The 19,307-nt window shown below is 63.2% G+C and carries 17 protein-coding genes and 1 tRNA gene; 10 read left to right on the top strand and 8 right to left on the bottom strand.

Annotated features, from left to right (window positions below):
* Nucleotides 1–78: 78 nt before the first annotated feature.
* Complete coding sequence (locus APH34_RS14385) at nucleotides 79–1,968, top strand: propionyl-CoA synthetase (RefSeq protein ID WP_054901700.1); 1,890 nt, start codon at nucleotides 79–81, stop codon at nucleotides 1,966–1,968.
* Nucleotides 1,969–2,014: 46 nt separating this feature from the next.
* On the opposite strand, the gene zapE is transcribed toward APH34_RS14385, so the two are convergent.
* Together zapE and APH34_RS14375 are read right to left on the bottom strand one after the other, a co-directional pair.
* Nucleotides 2,015–3,088 (bottom strand): cell division protein ZapE, encoded by a 1,074-nt coding sequence (zapE, locus tag APH34_RS14380; RefSeq protein ID WP_054901699.1) that lies wholly within the window; start codon nucleotides 3,086–3,088, stop codon nucleotides 2,015–2,017.
* 102 nt (nucleotides 3,089–3,190) lie between these two features.
* Nucleotides 3,191–3,433 carry a hypothetical protein gene (locus tag APH34_RS14375; RefSeq protein ID WP_054901698.1) on the bottom strand — a complete coding sequence of 81 codons (243 nt, stop codon included), beginning with the start codon at nucleotides 3,431–3,433 and terminating at the stop codon, nucleotides 3,191–3,193.
* Between the two features lie 271 nt (nucleotides 3,434–3,704).
* Between APH34_RS14375 and APH34_RS14370 the strand changes: the two genes are divergently transcribed.
* Nucleotides 3,705–3,779: transfer RNA gene (locus APH34_RS14370), tRNA-Gln, on the top strand.
* Nucleotides 3,780–3,925: 146 nt separating this feature from the next.
* Here APH34_RS14370 and APH34_RS14365 read toward each other — a convergent pair.
* The 3 genes from APH34_RS14365 to APH34_RS14355 are packed head-to-tail and all read right to left on the bottom strand — an operon-like array spanning nucleotide 3,926 to nucleotide 9,075.
* On the bottom strand, nucleotides 3,926–6,313 hold the full coding sequence (locus tag APH34_RS14365; protein ID WP_054901697.1) for a hybrid sensor histidine kinase/response regulator: 2,388 nt from the start codon (nucleotides 6,311–6,313) through the stop codon (nucleotides 3,926–3,928).
* A 14-nt stretch (nucleotides 6,314–6,327) separates the two neighbouring features.
* Entirely contained in the window at nucleotides 6,328–6,789 is a 462-nt protein-coding gene (locus APH34_RS14360; RefSeq protein WP_054901696.1) for a response regulator, read from the bottom strand.
* A 15-nt stretch (nucleotides 6,790–6,804) separates the two neighbouring features.
* Nucleotides 6,805–9,075, bottom strand: coding sequence for an ATP-binding protein (locus APH34_RS14355; RefSeq protein ID WP_054901727.1), 2,271 nt, complete (start codon nucleotides 9,073–9,075; stop codon nucleotides 6,805–6,807).
* Between the two features lie 264 nt (nucleotides 9,076–9,339).
* Here APH34_RS14355 and APH34_RS14350 point away from each other — a divergent pair, with 264 nt between their 5' ends.
* From APH34_RS14350 to APH34_RS14320, 7 genes are all read left to right on the top strand, one after another.
* On the top strand, nucleotides 9,340–9,867 hold the full coding sequence (locus APH34_RS14350) for a spore coat U domain-containing protein (RefSeq protein WP_054901695.1): 528 nt from the start codon (nucleotides 9,340–9,342) through the stop codon (nucleotides 9,865–9,867).
* A 30-nt stretch (nucleotides 9,868–9,897) separates the two neighbouring features.
* Nucleotides 9,898–10,434, top strand: coding sequence for a spore coat U domain-containing protein (locus APH34_RS14345; protein ID WP_054901694.1), 537 nt, complete (start codon nucleotides 9,898–9,900; stop codon nucleotides 10,432–10,434).
* A 19-nt stretch (nucleotides 10,435–10,453) separates the two neighbouring features.
* Nucleotides 10,454–10,987 (top strand): spore coat protein U domain-containing protein, encoded by a 534-nt coding sequence (locus APH34_RS14340; protein ID WP_054901693.1) that lies wholly within the window; start codon nucleotides 10,454–10,456, stop codon nucleotides 10,985–10,987.
* 9 nt (nucleotides 10,988–10,996) lie between these two features.
* The gene (locus tag APH34_RS14335; protein ID WP_054901692.1) at nucleotides 10,997–11,500 is read left to right on the top strand and encodes a spore coat U domain-containing protein; all 504 of its coding nucleotides are present in this window, start codon (nucleotides 10,997–10,999) and stop codon (nucleotides 11,498–11,500) included.
* Between the two features lie 38 nt (nucleotides 11,501–11,538).
* Entirely contained in the window at nucleotides 11,539–12,315 is a 777-nt protein-coding gene (locus APH34_RS14330) for a molecular chaperone (protein ID WP_054901691.1), read from the top strand.
* Nucleotides 12,316–12,384: 69 nt separating this feature from the next.
* Entirely contained in the window at nucleotides 12,385–14,721 is a 2,337-nt protein-coding gene (locus APH34_RS14325) for a fimbria/pilus outer membrane usher protein (protein WP_371263306.1), read from the top strand.
* The gene (locus APH34_RS14320; protein ID WP_054901689.1) at nucleotides 14,718–15,689 is read left to right on the top strand and encodes a spore coat U domain-containing protein; all 972 of its coding nucleotides are present in this window, start codon (nucleotides 14,718–14,720) and stop codon (nucleotides 15,687–15,689) included. Before APH34_RS14325 ends, APH34_RS14320 begins: the two co-directional genes overlap by 4 nt.
* Before the next feature lie 143 nt (nucleotides 15,690–15,832).
* Here the strand turns inward: APH34_RS14320 and APH34_RS14315 are convergent, their stop codons facing one another.
* From APH34_RS14315 to APH34_RS14305, 3 genes are all read right to left on the bottom strand, one after another.
* Nucleotides 15,833–16,981 carry a M14-type cytosolic carboxypeptidase gene (locus APH34_RS14315; protein ID WP_054901688.1) on the bottom strand — a complete coding sequence of 383 codons (1,149 nt, stop codon included), beginning with the start codon at nucleotides 16,979–16,981 and terminating at the stop codon, nucleotides 15,833–15,835.
* A 256-nt stretch (nucleotides 16,982–17,237) separates the two neighbouring features.
* On the bottom strand, nucleotides 17,238–17,753 hold the full coding sequence (locus APH34_RS14310) for a DUF4880 domain-containing protein (protein WP_054901687.1): 516 nt from the start codon (nucleotides 17,751–17,753) through the stop codon (nucleotides 17,238–17,240).
* A gap of 432 nt (nucleotides 17,754–18,185) precedes the next feature.
* Entirely contained in the window at nucleotides 18,186–18,497 is a 312-nt protein-coding gene (locus APH34_RS14305) for a DUF6124 family protein (protein WP_054901686.1), read from the bottom strand.
* A gap of 88 nt (nucleotides 18,498–18,585) precedes the next feature.
* On the opposite strand from APH34_RS14305, the gene APH34_RS14300 reads away from it, so the two are divergent.
* A complete protein-coding gene (locus APH34_RS14300) occupies nucleotides 18,586–19,290 on the top strand; it encodes a LexA family transcriptional regulator (protein WP_054901685.1) in 705 nt (234 codons plus the stop codon).
* Nucleotides 19,291–19,307 lie beyond the last annotated feature (17 nt).

The following is a 19,307-nucleotide window of genomic DNA, read 5'->3' as shown; positions in this document are numbered from 1 at the left end:
TCCCATGGCAGGCCCGGCGGGGCGGTCCATACTCAGGATTCGCCCTTCAATAACAACAAGTACCGGGTTTTCCTCAACATGACTTATCAGCACAGCTACGCCCACTCCATTGCCGACCCTGCCGCCTTCTGGGCCGAACAGGCCAACCACCTGGCCTGGTACCGCAAACCTGCCCTTACCCTGCAGGAAAACCCCGACGGTACCCACCGCTGGTTTGCCGATGGGCGCCTGAACAGTTGCTACCTGGCCCTCGACCACCAGATCGAGCAAGGCCGCGGCGAGCAGACAGCGTTGATCTATGACTCGCCGGTAACCGGCACGCAGCAGCGTTTGAGCTACAACCAGCTGCGTGACGAAGTGGCGCGCCTGGCCGGCCTGCTGCGCCAGTTGGGAGTGGGCAAAGGGGATGGGGTGATCATCTACATGCCCATGGTGCCCCAGGCGGCCATGGCCATGCTCGCCTGTGCCCGCATCGGTGCGGTGCACTCGGTGGTATTTGGCGGTTTTGCCGCCAACGAGCTGGCCCTGCGCATCGACGATGCGCGCCCGGCGTTGTTGCTGACGGCCTCTTGCGGCCTGGAGTTCGACCGGGTGATCGAGTACAAGCCGCTGGTCGATCGTGCTTTGCAGGTGGCCCGGCACCAACCGCGCCATGTGCTGGTGCTGCAACGCCCGCAGGCGCGCGCCCTGTTGCAGCCGGGCCGTGACCTGGACTGGCAGGCGTCACTGCACGGCGCCGAGCCGGTGGCCCCGGTCGAGCTGGATGCGGCCGACCCGTTGTACATCATGTACACCTCCGGGACCACAGGTAAACCCAAAGGCATCGTTCGCGAAAACGGCGGCAACGCGGTCGCGTTGTGTTACGCCATGCGCCACATTTATGGCATGCAAGCGGGCGACGTGTGGTGGGGCATTTCCGATGTCGGCTGGGTGGTTGGCCATTCGTTGATCGTCTACGGGCCGCTGATGAGCGGCTGCACCACGGTTTTCTACGAAGGCAAGCCCATTCGCACGCCCGATGCCTCGGCGTATTGGCGTGTGGTCGAGCAATACCGGGTCAACGCGCTGTTCTGCGCACCCACCGCCATGCGGGCGATCCGCAAGGAAGACCCGGACGGTGAAATGATCCGCCGACACGACCTCAGCTCCCTGCGGCAACTGTTCCTGGCCGGGGAAAAGCTCGATTCCAGCACCCACGAATGGCTGGAACGGGTCAGCGGCAAGCCAGTGCATGACCACTGGTGGCAGACCGAGACCGGCTGGCCGGTTACCGCACCGTGCGTGGGGCTTGATGGCAGCGCGGCGCGCCCCGGGTCGAGCAACCGCGCGGTACCGGGCTACCACGTGCGCGTGCTGGACGACGAGGGGCACCTGCTCGGCCCTGGCCATCAAGGTTCAATCGTTATCGCCCTGCCGCTACCACCCGGTTGCAGCCAGACCTTGTGGGGCGACCACGAGCGCTACCTGCAGGCTTACTTGCGCACCTACCCTGGCTATTACCACACCGGCGATGGTGGCTACCTCGATGACGATGGCTTCGTTTACATCATGGGCCGAACCGACGATGTGATTAATGTCTCCGGCCATCGCCTGTCCACCGGCGAGATGGAAGACCTGGTAGCGCGTCACCCGGCGGTGGCCGAGTGCGCGGTGATCGGCGTGCACGACGCGATCAAGGGGCAGGTGCCGTTGGCGCTGGTGGTGCTCAAGGATGGCGAGGGCATCGCCGAACCGCAGTTGCTGGTCGAACTGGTGGGCAGTGTGCGCGAAGCGATCGGGGCGCTGGCGTGTTTCAACCGCGTGCGGTTGGTCAAGCGGCTGCCCAAGACCCGTTCCGGGAAGATCCTGCGGGCGGTGCTGCGCAAGATTGCCGATGGCCAGGCCTATGTGCCGCCTTCGACCCTGGACGACCCGGCGGTGCTGGGGGAGATCGAGGCGGTGCTGGCGGACTTGCCTCGGGCTGGGTGATTGTTGGTGGGGCCGCGGTGCGGCCCTTTTGCCATACAAGGCCAGGTCATTCAGGACCTACCTGATGCAACTGCCCCAGCCTGCTGCGGGTCCGCATCAGGTCGGCGATTGCGCCATCCAGGCTTTGCTCCAGCGGTCGCCGGCCGATCACCGTCACGTGCCGGTCCTGGTCATACAGCACGTCCACCAGGTTGATGAAACGCTGTTGCGCCGCCAGCGAGCATTGCGATAAATCATCCAGCCCGTCGATGACCCAGGCATCGTACTGGCGGGCAAGCTGCAGGTAATCGATCACCGCCGTGGGCTGCTCGCACAGGTCGTCGAAGGCGAACATCACCTGTCTGTCGGCGCTGTGCAGCGCCCGCAGGTTGCGTTTATTGACGTCCAGCGTAAGCGGTTGCACGGCGGGCACCTTCAGCGCCTGGCGCTGCGCGGCATTACCGGGCCACACATAGTGCCCCTGGGTAAAGCGCTGGTGTTCACGGTTGGCGGGCAGGCTGCGAAAATCGGTATCGCCGCCCACCTCGAGCACGTCCATGCGGCCATTGATCAGGCGGATCACCGGCAAGAAGCGCTCGTGGTAAAGCGGGTTGGGCAACAGCCCTTCGGGCGCGTAGTTGGAGGTCACCAGCAGGAAGATGCCACGGGCGAACAAGGCATTGAACAAGCGTGTAAGCAGCATGGCGTCGCCGATGTCATGCACATGGAACTCGTCGAAGCACAAGACCCGGCAATTGCCGAGCAGTTCGTCCAGTGTTGCGCCCAGGGCATCGTCCAGGGAACGGTGGCGGTGCATGCCCTGGTGCAGGCGGGCGAAGAAGTCATGAAAATGCAGGCGCTGCTTGGCCTGCACCGGTACCGCCTGGAAAAAGCCGTCCAGCAACCAGCTCTTGCCGCGGCCAACCGCGCCGTACAGATACAGGCTGCGCGGTTGGCCGCCCTGCAATTGCGCAAGTTGCTCGGCCATGCACTGAATGACCCGGCGCTGGCCGGCGCTCAGCTGGTAGCCGCGGCTGCGTGCCGTGTCCTCGAACCAACCGAGCAGTGGGCTATCGCTGGGCGAAGCGGCGCGTTTGCGCTGGCCGAGCTGAAGTAGCGAGGTAGGGATCCAGGCGGGCACCGCTGAGCTCCTTGGCAATGACAGGGCAGGGCGCAGCTTGCCCGAGGGCGTTCCTTTTTAACAGTGGAAAAGTGCTGCGATGTGGATGCCGGGAGCGACTGCTCAGCCTTTGCGTTCCAGTTGACGTTCGATCATGTACTTGATGGTCAGGCGGCGTTCCTTTAGCTGGCGCAAGTCATCATCCTGGAAGTTGCCCGCCGAAATCGATTCGGCGGCCAGAACCTGGTTGTCGATGTCCATGTACTCGTCCAGCAGGCGGTCGAGGTGTTTGTCCTGTTGGCGGCGCTGTTGCACGATTTCACGCGGGTAATGCAGGTCCTGGTACAGATCGTGGGAAACGGGCATGGGGTCCTCCTTGGTAGGCGCAATTGGCTTACCTGATTGGAAAGGCGATAAGTGATTGTGTTGGCGTGAAGCGGTGGAAAAACGACGGGTGGTTACCCCGCTAACCCTACGCACCACGGCAAAGGGCACTAACTTGCTGTTTTAAAGCATTTTTTTTCAAAAAGTGCTTCCCAGGTGAAAAGAATGTTGTTAAAGTGCCGCGCATTCCAAGACAACAACCCAGTTGTCACACCATTGGAATGGTCAGAGCAGCCATCGCTGCATCCGATACAGGGGCGTCGCCAAGCGGTAAGGCAGCAGGTTTTGATCCTGCCATGCGTTGGTTCGAATCCAGCCGCCCCTGCCATTTTCTCTCGTTCAAATACCCATTCTTGATTCAGTGCAGGCGACGCCCGCGCTGGGATCTTCCGTTTCTGTCGTGCGCGCCAAGCCGTTGGCGGGTTGAACCCGTTCCAACAGGTCGGCGCGCCTGTGGAACGGGTTTACCTGGCGCTACCTGGCAACCCGCAACAGTTCATCAAGCGCCCGGGCCAACTCTTCGGCTTGCACCGGCTTTTGAATCACCAGACTGTCAGGCAGCTCCAGCCCCTGCAGTTCTGCATAGCCGGTCAAAAACACCACGGGCAACTTCGGGTGCCGTTCGCGCGCCGCCAGGGCCAACTGGCCGCCGTTGAATTCGGGCATGGCGAAGTCGGTCAGCAACAGGTCGATCCCCTCGTCCAGCAGCGCCAGTGCCTGTTCGCCATTGTGTGCCTGATGCACCTGGTAGCCATACTGGCGCAATACATCCCCGAGCATGTCACGCACCAGGTGGTCGTCATCTACCAGCAATACAGTGCGATTACGGCCACTGTCGCCGACCGATTGGGGCACCGTCGGCAGCACGGCCACCGGCGCTACCTCATGTTTGACCGCAGGCAGGTACACAGCGACCTGGGTGCCATGCCCAGGTTCGGTATCGATGCGCACGCCACCGCCGGACTGCTTGGCAAAGCCGAACACCTGTGCCAGGCCCAGGCCAGAACCCTTGCCGATGTCCTTGGTCGTAAAGAAAGGTTCGAAGACCTTGGCCAGCACGTCTTCGTTCATGCCGCAGCCGGTGTCGCGGATACTCAGCATCACGTATTCGCCTGGCTCCGGATCTTCCGGGCGCTGGGGGCGGGCCTTGATGCGGGTGTTGCGGGTCGAGAGGGTAAGCTGCCCGCCCTCGGGCATGGCATCCCGGGCATTGATCGCCAGGTTGAGAATGATCATCTCGGTCTGGGTCGGGTCGGTCAGCGCTTGCCACAGGGTGTGGTCCAGGTCCAGGCGCACGGAAATGCTGCCGCCCAGGGTGCGGCGCAGCAATTCTTCCAGGCCGCCCAAGGTACGGTTGAGGTTCAACGGCACCGGCTCCAGGCGCTGGCGGCGAGAGAAGGCGAGCAACTGCGAGGTCAGCTTGGCTCCCCGCTCACCCGCCTCGCGCACATGCTTGAGGCGCGTTCTGGCCTTGTCCAGATCACCCTTGTCCAGGTCGCGCTCAAGGAAGCTGGTGCCGGTGAGGATGACTGTAAGCAGGTTGTTGAAGTCGTGGGCGACCCCGGCGGTAAGCTGGCCAACCGCTTCCAGGCGCTGCATCTGCTGCAGCGCCGCCTCGATGCGTTCACGCTCGGTGATCTGCTCGCGCAGGCGGTCGTTGGCCTCAGCAAGGCCCAGGGCTGTTTCGCGCTCGCTGGTGATGTCCCTGGCCACCGCATAAAGCAGCGTGTCCTCCGGTACTACCACCCACGACAGCCAGCGCAACTGGCCTCCGGCATGCTGGATACGGCCGACGAAACGGGCACTGGTACGGCCGTGGGCGAGAGCGGCCAACTCGGTCAGCAGCGACTCCTGGTCAGGCTCTGGCAGCAATTGCAGCAGCGAGGTCTGGCTTAGCCGCTCGCGCGAGAAGCCCAGGCTGGCCTCCCAGGCGGGGTTGAGCGCCACCGGCGTGAGGTCTTTGTTGAGCACCGCAAGCAAGTCCTGCGACAACTCCCAGGCGCGGTCACGTTCGCGGGTGCGGCGCTCGACACGCTCGCCGAGCATCTCATTGAGTTGCTTGAGCGCCTGGGTGGCCAGGCGCTGGGCGTGGATGTCCTGCAGAACCCCGGAAAAGCGTGTGCACTGGCCGTCGACGAACTGGCACTGGCCGCTGCTAAGCAGCCAGCGCGGCTCCAAGCCATTGGCCTGGGCGCTACGGAACTCGACCCAGTACAGGCCGTCGCTGTCCGGGCGCATGGCGTGTTCCACTGCATTGCGCACCTGTGGCAGGTCGTCGGGGTGGATGCCGGCGTAGAACACCTCCAGGCTCATCTCGGTATCGACCGGTAGGCCGAACAGGATCTTGCAGCGATCATCCCAGACCAGCAGGTCTTCTTGCGGGCGCAGGTCCCAGGTGCCCATGCCGGCGGCGTCGATGGCGATACGTGCGCGCGCCTCGACGTCGGCCAGCGCTTCCTCGGCGCGGCGCCGACGCTGGCGCTCCTGTACTTCGGTCAGCGCCCTGCGCACCGCCTTGGGCAGCAGTGGCAGGTTCTTTTTCAGCACATAATCGGTGGCGCCCAGGCGGATCATCTCTACGGCATGTTCTTCACCGTAGATGCCCGAAAGAAAAATGAACGGTGTGTCCGGCGCCAGGCGCTGGGCGATGGCCAGGACGTCGGTGCCGGAGGAGCCGGGCAGCACGCAGTCACAGAGGATCAGATCATAGCTGGCCTCGCGCAGGGCTTGCTCGGCGGCAACATGGTCGAATACCAGGTGCGACTGCAACTGCAGCCCGCTGCGCTCCAGGCCCAGCAGGGTCAGCTCGGCATCCATCGAGCTGTCTTCGACCATCAACAGTTTCAGCGGCGTTGGCAGCATCTTCGCGGCGGGCCTCAGTTGCTGCCACGCCGGGTCAGGCGCAGCGAGCCGGGTGGGGGTTCGTTGAGCACGGCCCAGAACACGCCAAGGTCTGAAATTGCCGCGACGAACTCCTTGAACTCCACCGGCTTGACCACGTAGGCATTGACCCCGAGTTCATAGGCGCGCAGCAGGTCGGGCTCTTCCCGCGAGGAGGTCAGCATCACCGTAGGGATGCTGCGCAGTTCGGGCGTGCCACGCACCTCCTTGAGCACTTCAAGGCCGTCGACCTTGGGCAGTTTCAGGTCCAGCAGCAACACTGCGGGATTACCGTCGTCGCGTTCGGCATAGGCGTTGCGTCGCAGCAGATAGTCGAGGGCGTCGGCACCGTCGCGCAGGACGATGACTTCGTTGGCCAACTGGCTGCGCTCCAGGGCCAGGAGCGTGAGCTCCAGGTCCCGGGGGTTGTCTTCTACCAGCAGGATAGGTTTGAGCATGATGGTACGGGTGCCTCAGGTAGTCTCTGGATGACGGGGAAGGGTGAAATGGAAACTGGCGCCTTGGTCGACCTGGCCTTGGGCCCAGACGCGGCCATCATGGCGCTCGATGATGCGCCGCACGCTGGCCAGGCCGATCCCGGTGCCCTCGAAGTCTTCCATGCGGTGCAGGCGTTGAAACACACCGAACAGCTTGTTGGCATAGGCCATGTCGAAGCCGACACCATTATCGCGAATATAGACCTCGGTTTCCTCGGCGTGCTCGCAGGCACCGATTTCAATGCGTGCAGGTTCGCGGCCACGGGTGTATTTGATGGCGTTGGCGATCAGGTTGTGCAGCGCCAGGTTGATGAACGCCGGGTCGGCGATCACCTTGGGCAGCGCGGCGATGTCCCAGATGATCTCACGCCCTTCATAGTCAGGCGCCAGGTCCTGGCGGATGGTTTCGACCAGGGCATTGAGGTCGACGTCCGATAGGCGCAGCGCCGAACGGCCCATCTGCGAGAAGTTCAGCAGGTTGTCCACCAGGCTGCCGGCGAAATGCGCGGCCTCCTCGATATGCGTCAGAAAGCGCCGGCCGCGTTCGCTCAGCTCCTGGCCTTCGATCTCGCTGAGCAGTTCGGTGTAACCGGCGATATGCCGCAACGGTGCACGCAAGTCATGGGACACGCTGTAGCTGAACGCTTCGAGTTCCTTGTTCGAGCGGCGCAGTTCGTTGGCCAGCTGGGCCATCTCCTCGGCCTTGCGCAGGACGATGCCGAACACGGCGGTGCGCAGCTCTTGCACGCCTTCGATGACCAGCGGGTCCCAAGGTTCGCAATACCCGCTGACCTGCTCCTGCCAATGCTCGAAACTGTGCCGCGGGCTGAGCGCACCATGGGCCCCGACCTGCTTTTCCGGCCGCCCGGCCCAGTGCACGGTGCGCGCCTGCTCGGGGCGGAACCACAGCAAGTAGTGCGAATGAATTTGCGAGATAGCCACCGCCAGTACGCCACCGGCATGCTGCGCCAGTTCGGGCAGTTCATCGATGTCACGGGTTACGTTGTCGCTGTGAAACACAGTCTCTTCACCGCGCTGGGCCAGCCAGTGTACCAGAGCATTGACCTGCGCCGCGGGCGGCGTCTGGCCGATGAGGTCGCAGCGTTCGGCGCAGATCACGGCGGCGCCGCTGGCCCCGGTGAATTTCAGCAGCACATCCGGGAGGGCGCGCAGGCCGTCGCTGACGCTGTCGTGGTCGGCCATGGACGAAATCATCCGCACGATGTGCTGGCGCAGGTCGAGCAATTGGCGGGTTTTGGCGTGGGACTCACGTGATTCGACCTGCAACGACAGCACGCTGGCCAACAGTTCGCAGGCGGTGCGGATGCGCAGGTCCACCGGGTGCGGTTGCTCGTGGTGGCACGACACCAGGCCCCACAACTGCCCGTCGACCACGATCGACAGCGACATCGACGCCAGTGTGCCCATGTTACGCATGTACTGCAGATGGACCGGTGATACGCTGCGCAGGGCGGCGAAACTCATGTCCAACGGCTTGCCGGTAAGCGGGTTGGTGCCTGGTACCAGCGGCGAGGCCTGATAGTTGGCATCTTCGATCACGCGAATGCGGTTCACCCGGTACAGCTCGCGAGCCTGGCGCGGAATGTCCGATGCCGGAAAGCACAGGCCCAGGTAGCGCGGGTAACCCTCATCGGCCTCTTCGGCCAGTACTTCGCCATTGCCCTCGGCGTCGAAGCTGTAGGCCTTGACTCGGCCAAAACCGGTAATGCGCTTGATCTGCCGTACCGTCTGTTGCAGCAGGTCCGCCAGGCTTGCGGCGTTGGTCAGGCTGGCGACAAAACTGCGTACCAGCGGGTAGTAGTCGTCGTGATCGGTCAGGTTGGAGGGCGAGCGTATGGGCTCGAACTCGGCAATCAGCACCTGGTCGTGGCGGTGGGTCAGCAGGCGCAGCTTGTCGATCCAGGGCGCGCCATGGCGCAAGCGCACATCACCGACATGGAACGGGAACACCTGGTCGCCGGGCAGGCGCTCGAGCTGCGCGCACAGGTCGAAGCAGCCGCTGACCACGCTGGCGAATGTGCTCCCTACCAGCGCCTGTGCGGGCACGCCGAGCCAGCGCTCGACGTTTTCGCTGGCCTGAAGGATGCGCAAGCTTGGCTCGTCCAGCACCAGCATGAAGCCGTGCGGCTGGATGCTGCCCGGTACCTGGATCGGCTCCTGGGCGCAGCGTTCCACGGCCTCGGCGAGTGCGATGTCTGCGGTCGTCAATGAATACGCTCCTGTCATGTTCGTCCATGCATGGCGCATGCGTCTGATTCCGGCCCTGTGGCGGTGCTGCACCGTAACAGAATACGTGCCGCTTTGCCGGCCTATGGCCATTGGAGGCGCGGGAGGTTCATGGGTTCGGTACCGACAGAAAATTTGTTGAAGACGTTGTGTGAGGGCCTGTTAAGTCTTTGTCGTTAGCACCAAAGAATGGCGTCTGCCAGCCGGTTTGTGCGCCACTGGCTGCTACGCTCAAATTCACCCTATACAAACAAGGAATACGAGGTGAAGGAGCGCTTTCTGGCCGCGTTGTTGGGTCTCTTGCCGGGCGGCTGTGCCGTTGCGGCGGATTTCCTCGTCGAGGTGCGGGTGCAGGTGCAGCGGGGCTGCATGCTGGTCGGCCAGCAGCGCGATGCAGGGGCTCAGGCGCTGGGTCGAATCGACCTGGGCAGCACCGCACGCCTGGATGGCCCGGGTGCACCGGTGAGCGGCGTGCTGCTCAGCCAGCGCCCACCGCGGTTGGAATGTAATCCCGACACGCCTTATCAGGTGCGCGTCGACGGTGGCCAGCATGGCGGCGCTGGCGAGCTGCGCTTTCTTGCCAGCGAAGATGCCAAGGCCCGGCCCATTCCTTATCGCCTCTACCGCGACGCGGCCTGGCGCGAACCGGTGGCTGTCGAGGTGTCCCAGGCGGCGCGGGTGCCGGACAGTGGCACGGTTGAACTGCCGCTGTATGCGCGGATCGACCGGTTGGCTTGGGTGCCGCGCGCCGGGCAGTACGCCGACCTGCTCAAAGTCACGGTCACCTGGTAGCGAGGCCACTCTGCACATGGACGTCACACCATGAACCGCACTTCGCTTCTGCTGCTGACACTCGGCCCGCTGTTGTTGCCCAGCGGTGCGGTGCATGGCACCACCACCGGGTTCATCCAGGCACGCCTGGTCATCAGCGCAGCTTGCCAGATCAGCAGCGGTGACCAACCGCCGGCCACCTTGGGGAACCCGGGCGTGATGGACTTTGGCGAGCGCGGTCCGAACTGGGACCAGCCGCTGCGTAGCCGGGTTGACGAGGTGAGTGGCGAGGGCCGCCTGCAAATCAGTTGCACGCCTGAGGTCAGGGCTTTCAACGTGCGCATCAACGGCGGCCTGAACGGCAGCGATGGCGTGCGGCGCTTGAGCAATGGTCGCCAGATGATTCCCTACCAACTGGCGGTCGACCCCGGCGGCAATAGCCGTTACGGCATCGGCCAGGCCCGCGCCTTCACCATCAGCAGCGCCCAACAGATCCCGATTCCTATTTACGGCGTAGTGGTGGCGCAACCGCGCGCGCTGCCGGCCGGGCTGTACCGCGACACCCTGAGAGTGACCCTGGACTGGTAAACAACGCAAGGAGACCGCCATGCGAACGAACCTCACCCGCTGCATCCTCGCTGGCCTTGGCCTGGCCTTGGCATCCCATGCCCAGGCCGCCACGGTGACCGGGACCATCAGCTCGACCCTGACCTTGACTGCAGCCTGCCAGGTCAATGGCAGTGCCGGTACGTCGGGGTTGAACTTTGGTTCCCTCAACTTCGGCACTCAGGATGCCCTGTTCACCACCGCCAGCGGTCAGGTGCTGGGCGGTGGCGGCGGCGCGATGAGCATCCTCTGCTCGGCTGGCACCGTCCCAGCGATCCGCGTGCGCGCCGGCACCCACGATGGCCAGTCGACAGGGGGCACGCGTGCGCTGGCCGACGGCAACGGTAACTTCGTGGCGTACGACTTCTATACCGACACCGGGCATACCCAGCTGCTCGCCATAGACGGCACCATTACCTTGCCGACCAGTACCGGCGTTGCGCAAACCGTCAACCTGTACGGTCAGGCGCGAGGCAAGGCGGGGTTACCGGCGGGGGTGTACACCGACACGGTGGCCGTTGAGCTGTCGTTCTGAGCCGCCCCCATGCGCGAAGGGCTCGCTGGCTGCCTTGTGGGCCTGGGCCTGCTGCTGGCCACACCGCTCGATGCGGCCACCACCAGCACCTTCCAGGTCTCGGCGCAGATCGTTGCCGGCTGTTTGGTCGTCGGTGGGGTAACCAGCTATGGGGTGCTCATTTTCGGCACGCAGTCGGCATTGTCCACCGGCATTCTCAGCACGTCCCTGGGCGGCACCACCGTGACCTTTCAGTGCACGCCGGGCGTAACCCTGAGCATGAGCCTTGATGGCGGCCAGAACCCGGCCAGCGGCACGCGCAACCTCAAGCGCAGCGACGGCACGCAGGTATTGGCCTACCAGTTATACCGCGATGCGGCCTACACCCAGGCCCTGGGCATCGGCCAGAGCGTGACGGTGAGCTACAGCGACCCGATGGCGATCAAGCTGCCGGTATATGGCCGCACCCAACTGAGCGGCACGCTGCCGGCCGGGACCTATAGCGATGTAGTGCAAGTGACGGTGAGCTGGTGATGGCACCGGCAACCTGAGCATCAACCAAGGAGAGTGGTATGCGGGCATGCGCGAAGTGGGCGCGGGGAGTGATCGGGTTTCTGCTGTTGACGAGCCTGCCGATGGGGGCGGCAACTTCGGTGCTGATCTGGCCGATCGACCCGGTGCTGGAGGCCGACCAGAAAGCCGGTGCGCTGTGGTTGGAGAACCGCGGTTCGGCCCCGGCCAGTCTGCAGGTGCGGGTGTTCGCCTGGCGCCAGGGCGATTACCAGGAGCAGTTCCAGGCCCAGCGCGAGATCATTGGCAGCCCGCCGGTAGCCACCATTGCCCCAGGCCAGAAGCAACTGATTCGCCTGACCCGCACCGGCAGTTCACCCGCCGGCCAGGAGCAGGCCTACCGCATCATCATCGATGAGATCCCCTCGCCACTGCCGACCGACAATGCCAACCAAGGCACCACGGCAGCCATCCGCCTGCAGATGCGCTACTCGGTGCCGTTGTTCGTCTATGGCGAAGGTTTGTGGGGTAAACCCGACCCGGACGGCAAGCGCAGTGCCAGTGGCGTCGGCAAGCCGCAGTTGAGCTGGCGCCCAGTGACTGTTCAAGGCAAGCCCTATGTGGAGCTGCGTAATACCGGCCCGGTGCACGCGCGGCTGACCGACGTGGTGGTGCAGCAGGGCAGCCAGGCCAGACCTGTGGCCGAGGGCCTGCTCGGCTATGTGCTGCCCGGGGCCAGCATGCGTTGGCCGGCACCTGTGGCGGCCAGCAGCAGTGGCGTACTCAAGGGCAGGGTTAACGGCCAGGAAACGGCTGAAGCGATCCGTCAGGGGCAATGAGCGTGCGGCTGAGTGAAGGGCAGGGGCCAGGGAGGACCCGGCAATGGTTGGAATCGGTGTGTGAAATGGCTGTTGCGGGCAACGCGCCGCTGGTGCCTGGGGTTCGTCGTGCTTAGCCCCAGCCTGGCCGTGGCCGACGACCTGCCGCCACCCCCCACGCAGGCCGCTGCCATCGCCGACGCCACGCTCTACCTCGACCTGCTGGTGAATCAGGTGCCCAAGGCTGAGCTGGTGCCGGTGCAGCAACGGGCCGGGCGCCTGTACCTGGGTAGCGACGTGCTGCGGGCGGCGGGCATCAAGCTGCCGGGCGATCCCCTGGGTGAGGTGGCACTGGATGAGGTGGCTGGCCTGCACACCGACTACGACAGCCAAAACCAACGCCTGTTGCTGCAGGTGCCGCCGGCCTGGCTGCCGGACCAGCAGGTCGGTGATCGCAGCCTGTACCCTGCCAGCGATGCGCGCAGCAGCTTTGGCGCCTTGTTCAATTATGACCTGTACCTGAACGACACCGACGACGGCGGCACCTACCTGGCCGCCTGGAACGAACTGCGCCTGTTCGACCGTTGGGGAACCTTCTCCACCACCGGCCAGTGGCGTCAGTCATTCAACGGTGCGCAAGCTGGCGCCAGCCGTCAGGGCTTCCTGCGTTACGACACCACCTGGCGTTTCACCGACGAGCAGCGCCTGCTGACCTACGAAGCCGGTGACGTGGTCACCGCGGCCTTGCCCTGGACCAGCTCAGTGCGTGTCGGCGGCCTGCAGCTGTCACGCGATTTCGCCGCCCGCCCGGACCTGGTCACCTACCCGCTGCCGGCATTCGCCGGTGAAGCGGCCGTGCCGACCTCACTGGATCTGTTCATCAACGGCTACAAGTCCAGTACCACCGAGTTGCAACCGGGCCCCTACACCCTGACCAACGTGCCGTTCATCAATGGGGCCGGCGAAGCGGTCGTGGTCACCACCGATGCCCTTGGCCGTCAGGTGTCGACCACCTTGCCGTTCTACGTTACCAGCAGCCTGTTGCAGAAGGGCCTTACGGACTTTTCGGTGGCCGCCGGCAGCTTGCGCCGCGACTACGCCATGGAGGACTTCGGGTATGGCCCCGGTGTTGCCTCGGCCAGCCTGCGCCACGGCGTCAGTGATTTTTTCACCCTGGAAAGTCATGTCGAAACTGCCGAATCGCTGTTGCTCGGTGGATTGGGTGGCACCCTGCGCCTGGGCAACTTCGGTGTGCTCAATACCGCGCTGGCGCAGAGCCAGTTCGACAGTGACAACGGCCACCAACTCGCCCTCGGCTACCAATACAACAGTCAGCGCATCGGCTTCAGCTATCAGCGTCTGCAACGCCACGGCGACTACACCGACCTGAGCCGCGTCGACACCCCCGAGATGCAATTGAGCCAGCGCAGCGAGCAAGTCACGCTCAGCCTCAACCTGGATCGCTACGGCAGCCTCGGAGCCGGTTACTTCGATGTGCGCGCTGGGGACGGTACGCGCACCCGGCTGATCAACCTGAGCTGGAGCAAGCCCCTGTGGGGCAACAGCAGCATGTACTTGTCGGCCAACCGCGAAGTCGGCGACAGCCAATGGGCAGTGCAGGCGCAACTGGTGATTCCGTTCGACTTCAACGGCACGCTTGCCGTGAGCCTGGAACGCAGCAAGGACGGCCAGGACCTGCAGCGCGTCAACTACAGCCGCGCGGTACCGGTGGGCACGGGGGTTGGCTACAACCTCGGCTATGCCACAGGCGGCAACCGCGACGCCTATCGCCAGGCCGATGTCACCTGGCGCCTGCAGTCGGTGCAACTGCAGGCCGGTGTGTACGGCAGCAGCGGCGAAATGACCCGCTGGGCCGATGCCAGCGGCTCGCTGGTCTGGATGGACGCTGGCGTCTTCGCTGCCAACCGTATCGACGATGCCTTCGTGGTGGTCAGTACCAGCGGCTACGCCGACGTGCCGGTGCGCTACGAGAACCAGGCGATAGGCCGCACCGACAAAGGCGGTCACCTGTTGGTGCCTTATAGCAGCGGCTACTACCGTGGCAAATACGAGATCGACCCCATGGGCCTGCCGCCCGACATCCTTGCCCCTGAGGTGGAGCAGCGCGTCGCGGTGCGCCGTGGCAGCGGCTACCTGCTGGAGTTTGACCTCAAGCGCGTGCTGGCGGCGAGCATTGAATTGGTCGATGGCAATCAGCAGCCGCTCAAGCTGGGCAGCAAGGTGACCCACCAGGAAAGTGGTAGCCAGGCGGTGGTCGGCTGGGATGGCCTGGTGTACCTGGAAAACCTGTCGCCGCACAACCGCCTGCACGTGCAACTGGAAGGCGCAGGCCAATGCGAGGTCGCCTTCGACTTGCCGCAGGCAGAAGGCTCGATTCCGCTCATCGGCCCGTTGGTGTGTCGATGAGTTCGGTGATCCGCGGCCTGGTATGGGCAGGGTTGCTGCTGCCGGCGGGTTCGGCCTGGGCCTTGTGCACGTCGGTGCCGACCTCGCCCGCGGGTTTCGGCACCGTCAATTCGACCCTGGTACGCACCAACGTACAGGCTGCCTCTACCCTTAACGCGGGGCTGCAATGCACCGGCTCGCTGCTGACGCTGCTCAGTGCCAGCGATCACTTCTACGCCACCATTACCCCTGCCTCGGGCGGCTTGGTGGGGCCTACGGGTGATGTCATCGCCTACACCCTGTATGCCGACAACAGCACCAGCTACCCGATCGCCCGAGGTGTGGCCTTCGACTTCGCCCGCAACGGCATCCTGGATTTGCTGGGGTTGCTCAACGGCACTACCCCCAAAACCGTGCCGCTCTACATGAGAACCCTGATCGGCAGCAACGTCGCGGCCGGGGTGTACAGGGAAAATCTGACCGTGGCCTGGAGCTGGAACTACTGCTCCGGCATAGGTGTCGGTTCGCTCTGCCTGGGTCGTGACATCGGTGCTGGCAGCCAGACCCTGAGTGTCAGCCTGACCGTAAGCAACGATTGCCAGATCACCACGCCCAACATCAACTTTGGCAGTGCGCCGGTGGTGACGGGGTTCGGTACGGTGAACCAGAGCATCAGCTTGTCGTGCACCAAGGGCAGCAGCTATACCGTGGGGCTGGATGACGGCCAGAATGCGGCGGGCGGGCGCCGCCGGATGAAGTCTGCGGCCAACAACTACCTGGCCTACGACATCTTCAAGAGCGCCGGGGCTGTGCGCTGGGGTTCGCTGACGAGTGCGAGAAGGTCGAGCAGCGATGCCGATGTGAACCCTGGGGTGGGCACCGGGACCGGAAGCCAGCTATTCAATTACAACGCCAAGGTCTATACCGACCAGGCCACGCCGCCGGCCACGAGCTATACCGATAGCGTGATACTCGATGTGCAGTTTTGACCGTGTCGGCCTGTGTGACCCGCTCTTGGGGAGGCTTGAACAGGGTGAAAACCGCGTAAAAGCCTCGAAGGTATAAACCACGCGCCCGGTTTACGGTGTAAAGGGCATCTTCGGTCGTATGCCCGCGAAGAGGCCGGCACCGATCAGCGCAAATCGTCAGCGATCTTCAGCAAGGTTTCCAGCACCGCCCCCGCCAACGCCTTCGACCGCTTACCCGACCAGCCGGTAACCGGGTTGGGCGCATCGTCATGGTCCTTGAAGGGCATTTCCAGGGTCAGGGACAAGCAGTCGTACGCCATCCCTACCGCATTGCACGCCAGCGTCGTATTGGCCTGCCCCGGTTCATCACGTGTGTAGCCATGCTTGGTCTGGAAATCCGGCGTAACGCTGCACAACGTAGCGCGAAACTGCGCCTCCAGCTTGGCCAGTCGCGGCGTGTACCCAGGGTTGCCTTCGCAGGCCGCAGTGAACACATGCGGGATTTCCTCATCCCCATGCACGTCGATAAATGCATCCACCCCATATTGCTTCATCTGCGCCTGGGCAAAGAACACCTCAGGGGTCAGCTCGACACTGGCATCCTGCCAAGCTCGGTTGAGGTCTTTGCCGTTGAAATTGGTCCGCAGGTGGCCGAGGAAGGCGCCATCGGGGTTCATGTTGGGGATCAGGTACAGGTCGGCCTTGGCCAGCAGTTGCTGAACGACGTCATCATTCGCTTGCAGCCGATCGATCACACCCTCCATGAACCACTCGGCCATGTGCTCGCCCGGGTGCTGCTGGGCGATCAGCCACAGCTTGCGCTTGCCCGCGCTGCCGTTGCCTGCGCGCAGCAGGGGGATGTCGCGGCCTTGCACGCTGCGGCCATGGGCCAACAGTTCGACCCCTTCGATTTGCCGGGCACGTTCGATCAACTGGTTGTGGCGTGCGCGCGGGTAGGGCTCGAAGTAGGCGAACCAGATCTGCTCGTGCTCGGCCTTGATTTCAAAGGCCAGTGCCTTGCCATCGAACTGGCTGGGCACGCGGAACCAAGTGTGCTGGTCGTAGGAGGCCACGGCGTTATAGCCGGCCCAGGCGTTCTTGTAGGAGGACTCGCTGGCGTTGTCCAGGCTGAAGCGATGGGTGTGACCGGGGGTGAGGCCGCTGACCTTGAAGTGGAACCACTGGAAGTGGCCGCTGTGAGTGTCCGGGCGGATGGCCAGGTGGACCAGCGCCGGGTTGCTGGCATCCAGGACCTGAATGTTGCCGGAATCAAAGGCGTAGTCGATCTGCAGGGGGGAAAGCGTCACGGTCATTGGCGAGGCTCCTTGGGCTTTATTGTGGGGGTACTGTACACCCCTTGATGGCCTGGAAGAACGCTCTTGTGCTGATGACCTGCTCTTGGGTTGGGGTGTGAAGGCCTCGCAAATCGAGCACCCCTGTATTGTGGGAAAAATCGTTAAATAAAGGATTTTTGAAGAAAATCCCTACGCGTAGCTTTAACTTTTCCTTCGATAATTATGCTTATGCCTCTTACTCCTGTTAATAGAGGCTGAGGATCTTGTCACGGGCCTACGCCCAATAACCAATCAGCAACAGCGCAGCAACACCCAACCCAACCGCAATCGAGCACCCACCCAACGAAAGCGCCGCGCGCCCTTGCCGGTACCAGCCATCCTGGCCGAGCTCGCGCGCCGGTGCCAGCAGGCTGCGCCAGCGCAGCTCGGTGTCATGGAAGGCTTGCAGGTGGGCGGGGTCGGCATCGAGCCAGCGGCGGAAATCGATGCGTTCACAGGCGGTTGCATCAGGGCTTTGTAGCCGCACATACCATTGCCCGGCAACGCTGGCCAGGGCATCGCCATGGGGGCATGCCGTTTGCAGCGCTTGGTTCATGTTGCGTTCGATGCTCACTAAAGGCAGGTCGAGGCGGCTGGCAATGCTGGCGAAATCCAGCTGGTCGAGGCGGTTGAGCAGGAAGACTTGCTGAACACGACGAGGGAGGCGTTTGAGCCCATGCAGCAGAGCATCCTCGGCCGCATGGCCGGAAGAAGGCGTTGGGTGTTCAAGGGGCAGCAGCAGACGGGTCATGGACAGCTCCTTGCTCGAGGGGAAGGTGGGGGCATCTTCCTTGATGCGGAACCAGAGTAGGCGAAACGAGATTGATTCTCAAGTGCTGAATCCGCAAAGTTTTGTAATGAGCGTTCACGCCCTGACACACTTTTGCTATCATCGCGGCCATCAACGATCTTCATTAGCCTGAAGAGCCAAAAAAAATGACCCGGCAAAAAGCCGGGTCAAAAACCGTGATTAGCCTGATGAGGAGATAATCTGAGAGCGACCTAAGCTCCAGGTTATCCAGCGGATCTCGCGATCAGCTGAGTGCAATAATAATCGTTATCATTTGCCAGTCAAATGAATTTTCAGTTATCCGGTAAAAAAGTTTTACCGGAGCGCTTCCTTGTCCCGGCAATCGGGGCATTTGCCGTTCTGGCCATCACGTTCTCCCTACCTGTTTCTTGCCTACAAGCCGCTATCCACGGAGCGCCGGTGCTCCAGCAGCGCCCTGGCCATGTCCATCATGTGCATCAGTGCGAAGGTCAGTTCACGGGTGGTGCCTTCCTGATGAAGGGCCGTTTCCTGGGCAGTGGCGGCAGCACAGCGCAGCAGTGCGATGGCATGTTCCTGCGCTTGTTCGGCGGTGACCCCCTCGTGCAGGGTCCAGATTTTGTTGTGTTCGCTAGGACGGGTCGGGTTGGGGTTGAGGTAATAGTCGAGGGCGCGACGGGCCGCTTCGCTGTCGAGATCTGTTACGTCGTTTTTCGGTGGTTTCATCCTGATACCTGCGAATGCCAATAGGGGAAAGGTCCTGAGTGATACTAATACCTAAAGTATTTTTTCGCTTTCTGATAAATAATACTGAATGTTTATTGAGCGCTCGAAGGCAGTCCGTATCGTGCCAGCGATGAATATGGATAAATGGATTGCCCTCGTCCGTGAGCGGATGGAGGAACTCGATATCTCCCAGGAGCAGCTCGCCGAACGCGTCGGGGTCTCCCAGGGCAGTGTCGGGCACTGGGTGAACAAGCGGCGACAGCCAAAGGTCGAGTCGATGAACCGGGTATTCGTCGAATTGGGCATGCCGCATTACCACGTCAGCATGCAACTGAGGGTGCTCGGCCAGGTAGGTGAGGACACTGGCCGCTACCTACTGGATGAAGACGATGATGTAGACCTGATGCAATACATCGTGTGCTTCCGTTACCCGGTGCGTGGCTGGGACGCCTTGGCCGAGCCAGAGCTTGATCCGCCCGTGCTGTTCGAGCAGACCGAGTACTTGGCGCAGGGCAAGGCGTTCTGGCTGACCGTAGAAAACGATGCGATGAGCACCGCCAGTGGCCGTAGCGTGCCGCAGGGGATGCGCATTCTGGTGGACCCAGGGCTGGAGGCGGAGCCTGGGCGCTTGGTGATTGCGCGTCAGCCAGGCAAGTCAGCGATTCTGCGCGAGCTCGCCGAAGAGGGCGGGCAGCGGTACCTGAAGGCGCTTAACAGCAGTTATCCGGCGCTGGTGTGTGAAGAAGGGTGTGAGTTTCTGGGCGTGGTCGTGCGGGCGCACGGCGTCTTTTAGAGGGCAGGGGCCGCTAA

Source organism: Pseudomonas sp. NBRC 111131 (assembly GCF_001320525.1).
In the GTDB taxonomy this organism is placed as follows: Bacteria; Pseudomonadota; Gammaproteobacteria; order Pseudomonadales; family Pseudomonadaceae; genus Aquipseudomonas; species Aquipseudomonas ceruminis.
Note: the sequence above shows the minus strand (reverse complement) of the source record. Positions and strands in the feature narration are given on the sequence as shown.

Bases quoted from the DNA above. Each gene is read 5' to 3' on its own strand.
- APH34_RS14320 (WP_054901689.1), top strand. From the start codon at position 14,718: ATGAGTTCGGTGATCCGCGGCCTGGTATGGGCAGGGTTGCTGCTGCCG.
- APH34_RS14345 (WP_054901694.1), top strand. From the start codon at position 9,898: ATGAACCGCACTTCGCTTCTGCTGCTGACACTCGGCCCGCTGTTGTTG.
- APH34_RS14385 (WP_054901700.1), top strand. From the start codon at position 79: ATGACTTATCAGCACAGCTACGCCCACTCCATTGCCGACCCTGCCGCC.
- APH34_RS14360 (WP_054901696.1), bottom strand. From the start codon at position 6,789: ATGCTCAAACCTATCCTGCTGGTAGAAGACAACCCCCGGGACCTGGAG.
- APH34_RS14315 (WP_054901688.1), bottom strand. From the start codon at position 16,981: ATGACCGTGACGCTTTCCCCCCTGCAGATCGACTACGCCTTTGATTCC.
- APH34_RS14355 (WP_054901727.1), bottom strand. From the start codon at position 9,075: ATGACAGGAGCGTATTCATTGACGACCGCAGACATCGCACTCGCCGAG.
- APH34_RS14340 (WP_054901693.1), top strand. From the start codon at position 10,454: ATGCGAACGAACCTCACCCGCTGCATCCTCGCTGGCCTTGGCCTGGCC.
- APH34_RS14305 (WP_054901686.1), bottom strand. From the start codon at position 18,497: ATGAAACCACCGAAAAACGACGTAACAGATCTCGACAGCGAAGCGGCC.
- APH34_RS14365 (WP_054901697.1), bottom strand. From the start codon at position 6,313: ATGCTGCCAACGCCGCTGAAACTGTTGATGGTCGAAGACAGCTCGATG.
- APH34_RS14375 (WP_054901698.1), bottom strand. From the start codon at position 3,433: ATGCCCGTTTCCCACGATCTGTACCAGGACCTGCATTACCCGCGTGAA.
- APH34_RS14335 (WP_054901692.1), top strand. From the start codon at position 10,997: ATGCGCGAAGGGCTCGCTGGCTGCCTTGTGGGCCTGGGCCTGCTGCTG.
- APH34_RS14310 (WP_054901687.1), bottom strand. From the start codon at position 17,753: ATGACCCGTCTGCTGCTGCCCCTTGAACACCCAACGCCTTCTTCCGGC.
- APH34_RS14330 (WP_054901691.1), top strand. From the start codon at position 11,539: ATGCGGGCATGCGCGAAGTGGGCGCGGGGAGTGATCGGGTTTCTGCTG.
- APH34_RS14300 (WP_054901685.1), top strand. From the start codon at position 18,586: ATGTTTATTGAGCGCTCGAAGGCAGTCCGTATCGTGCCAGCGATGAAT.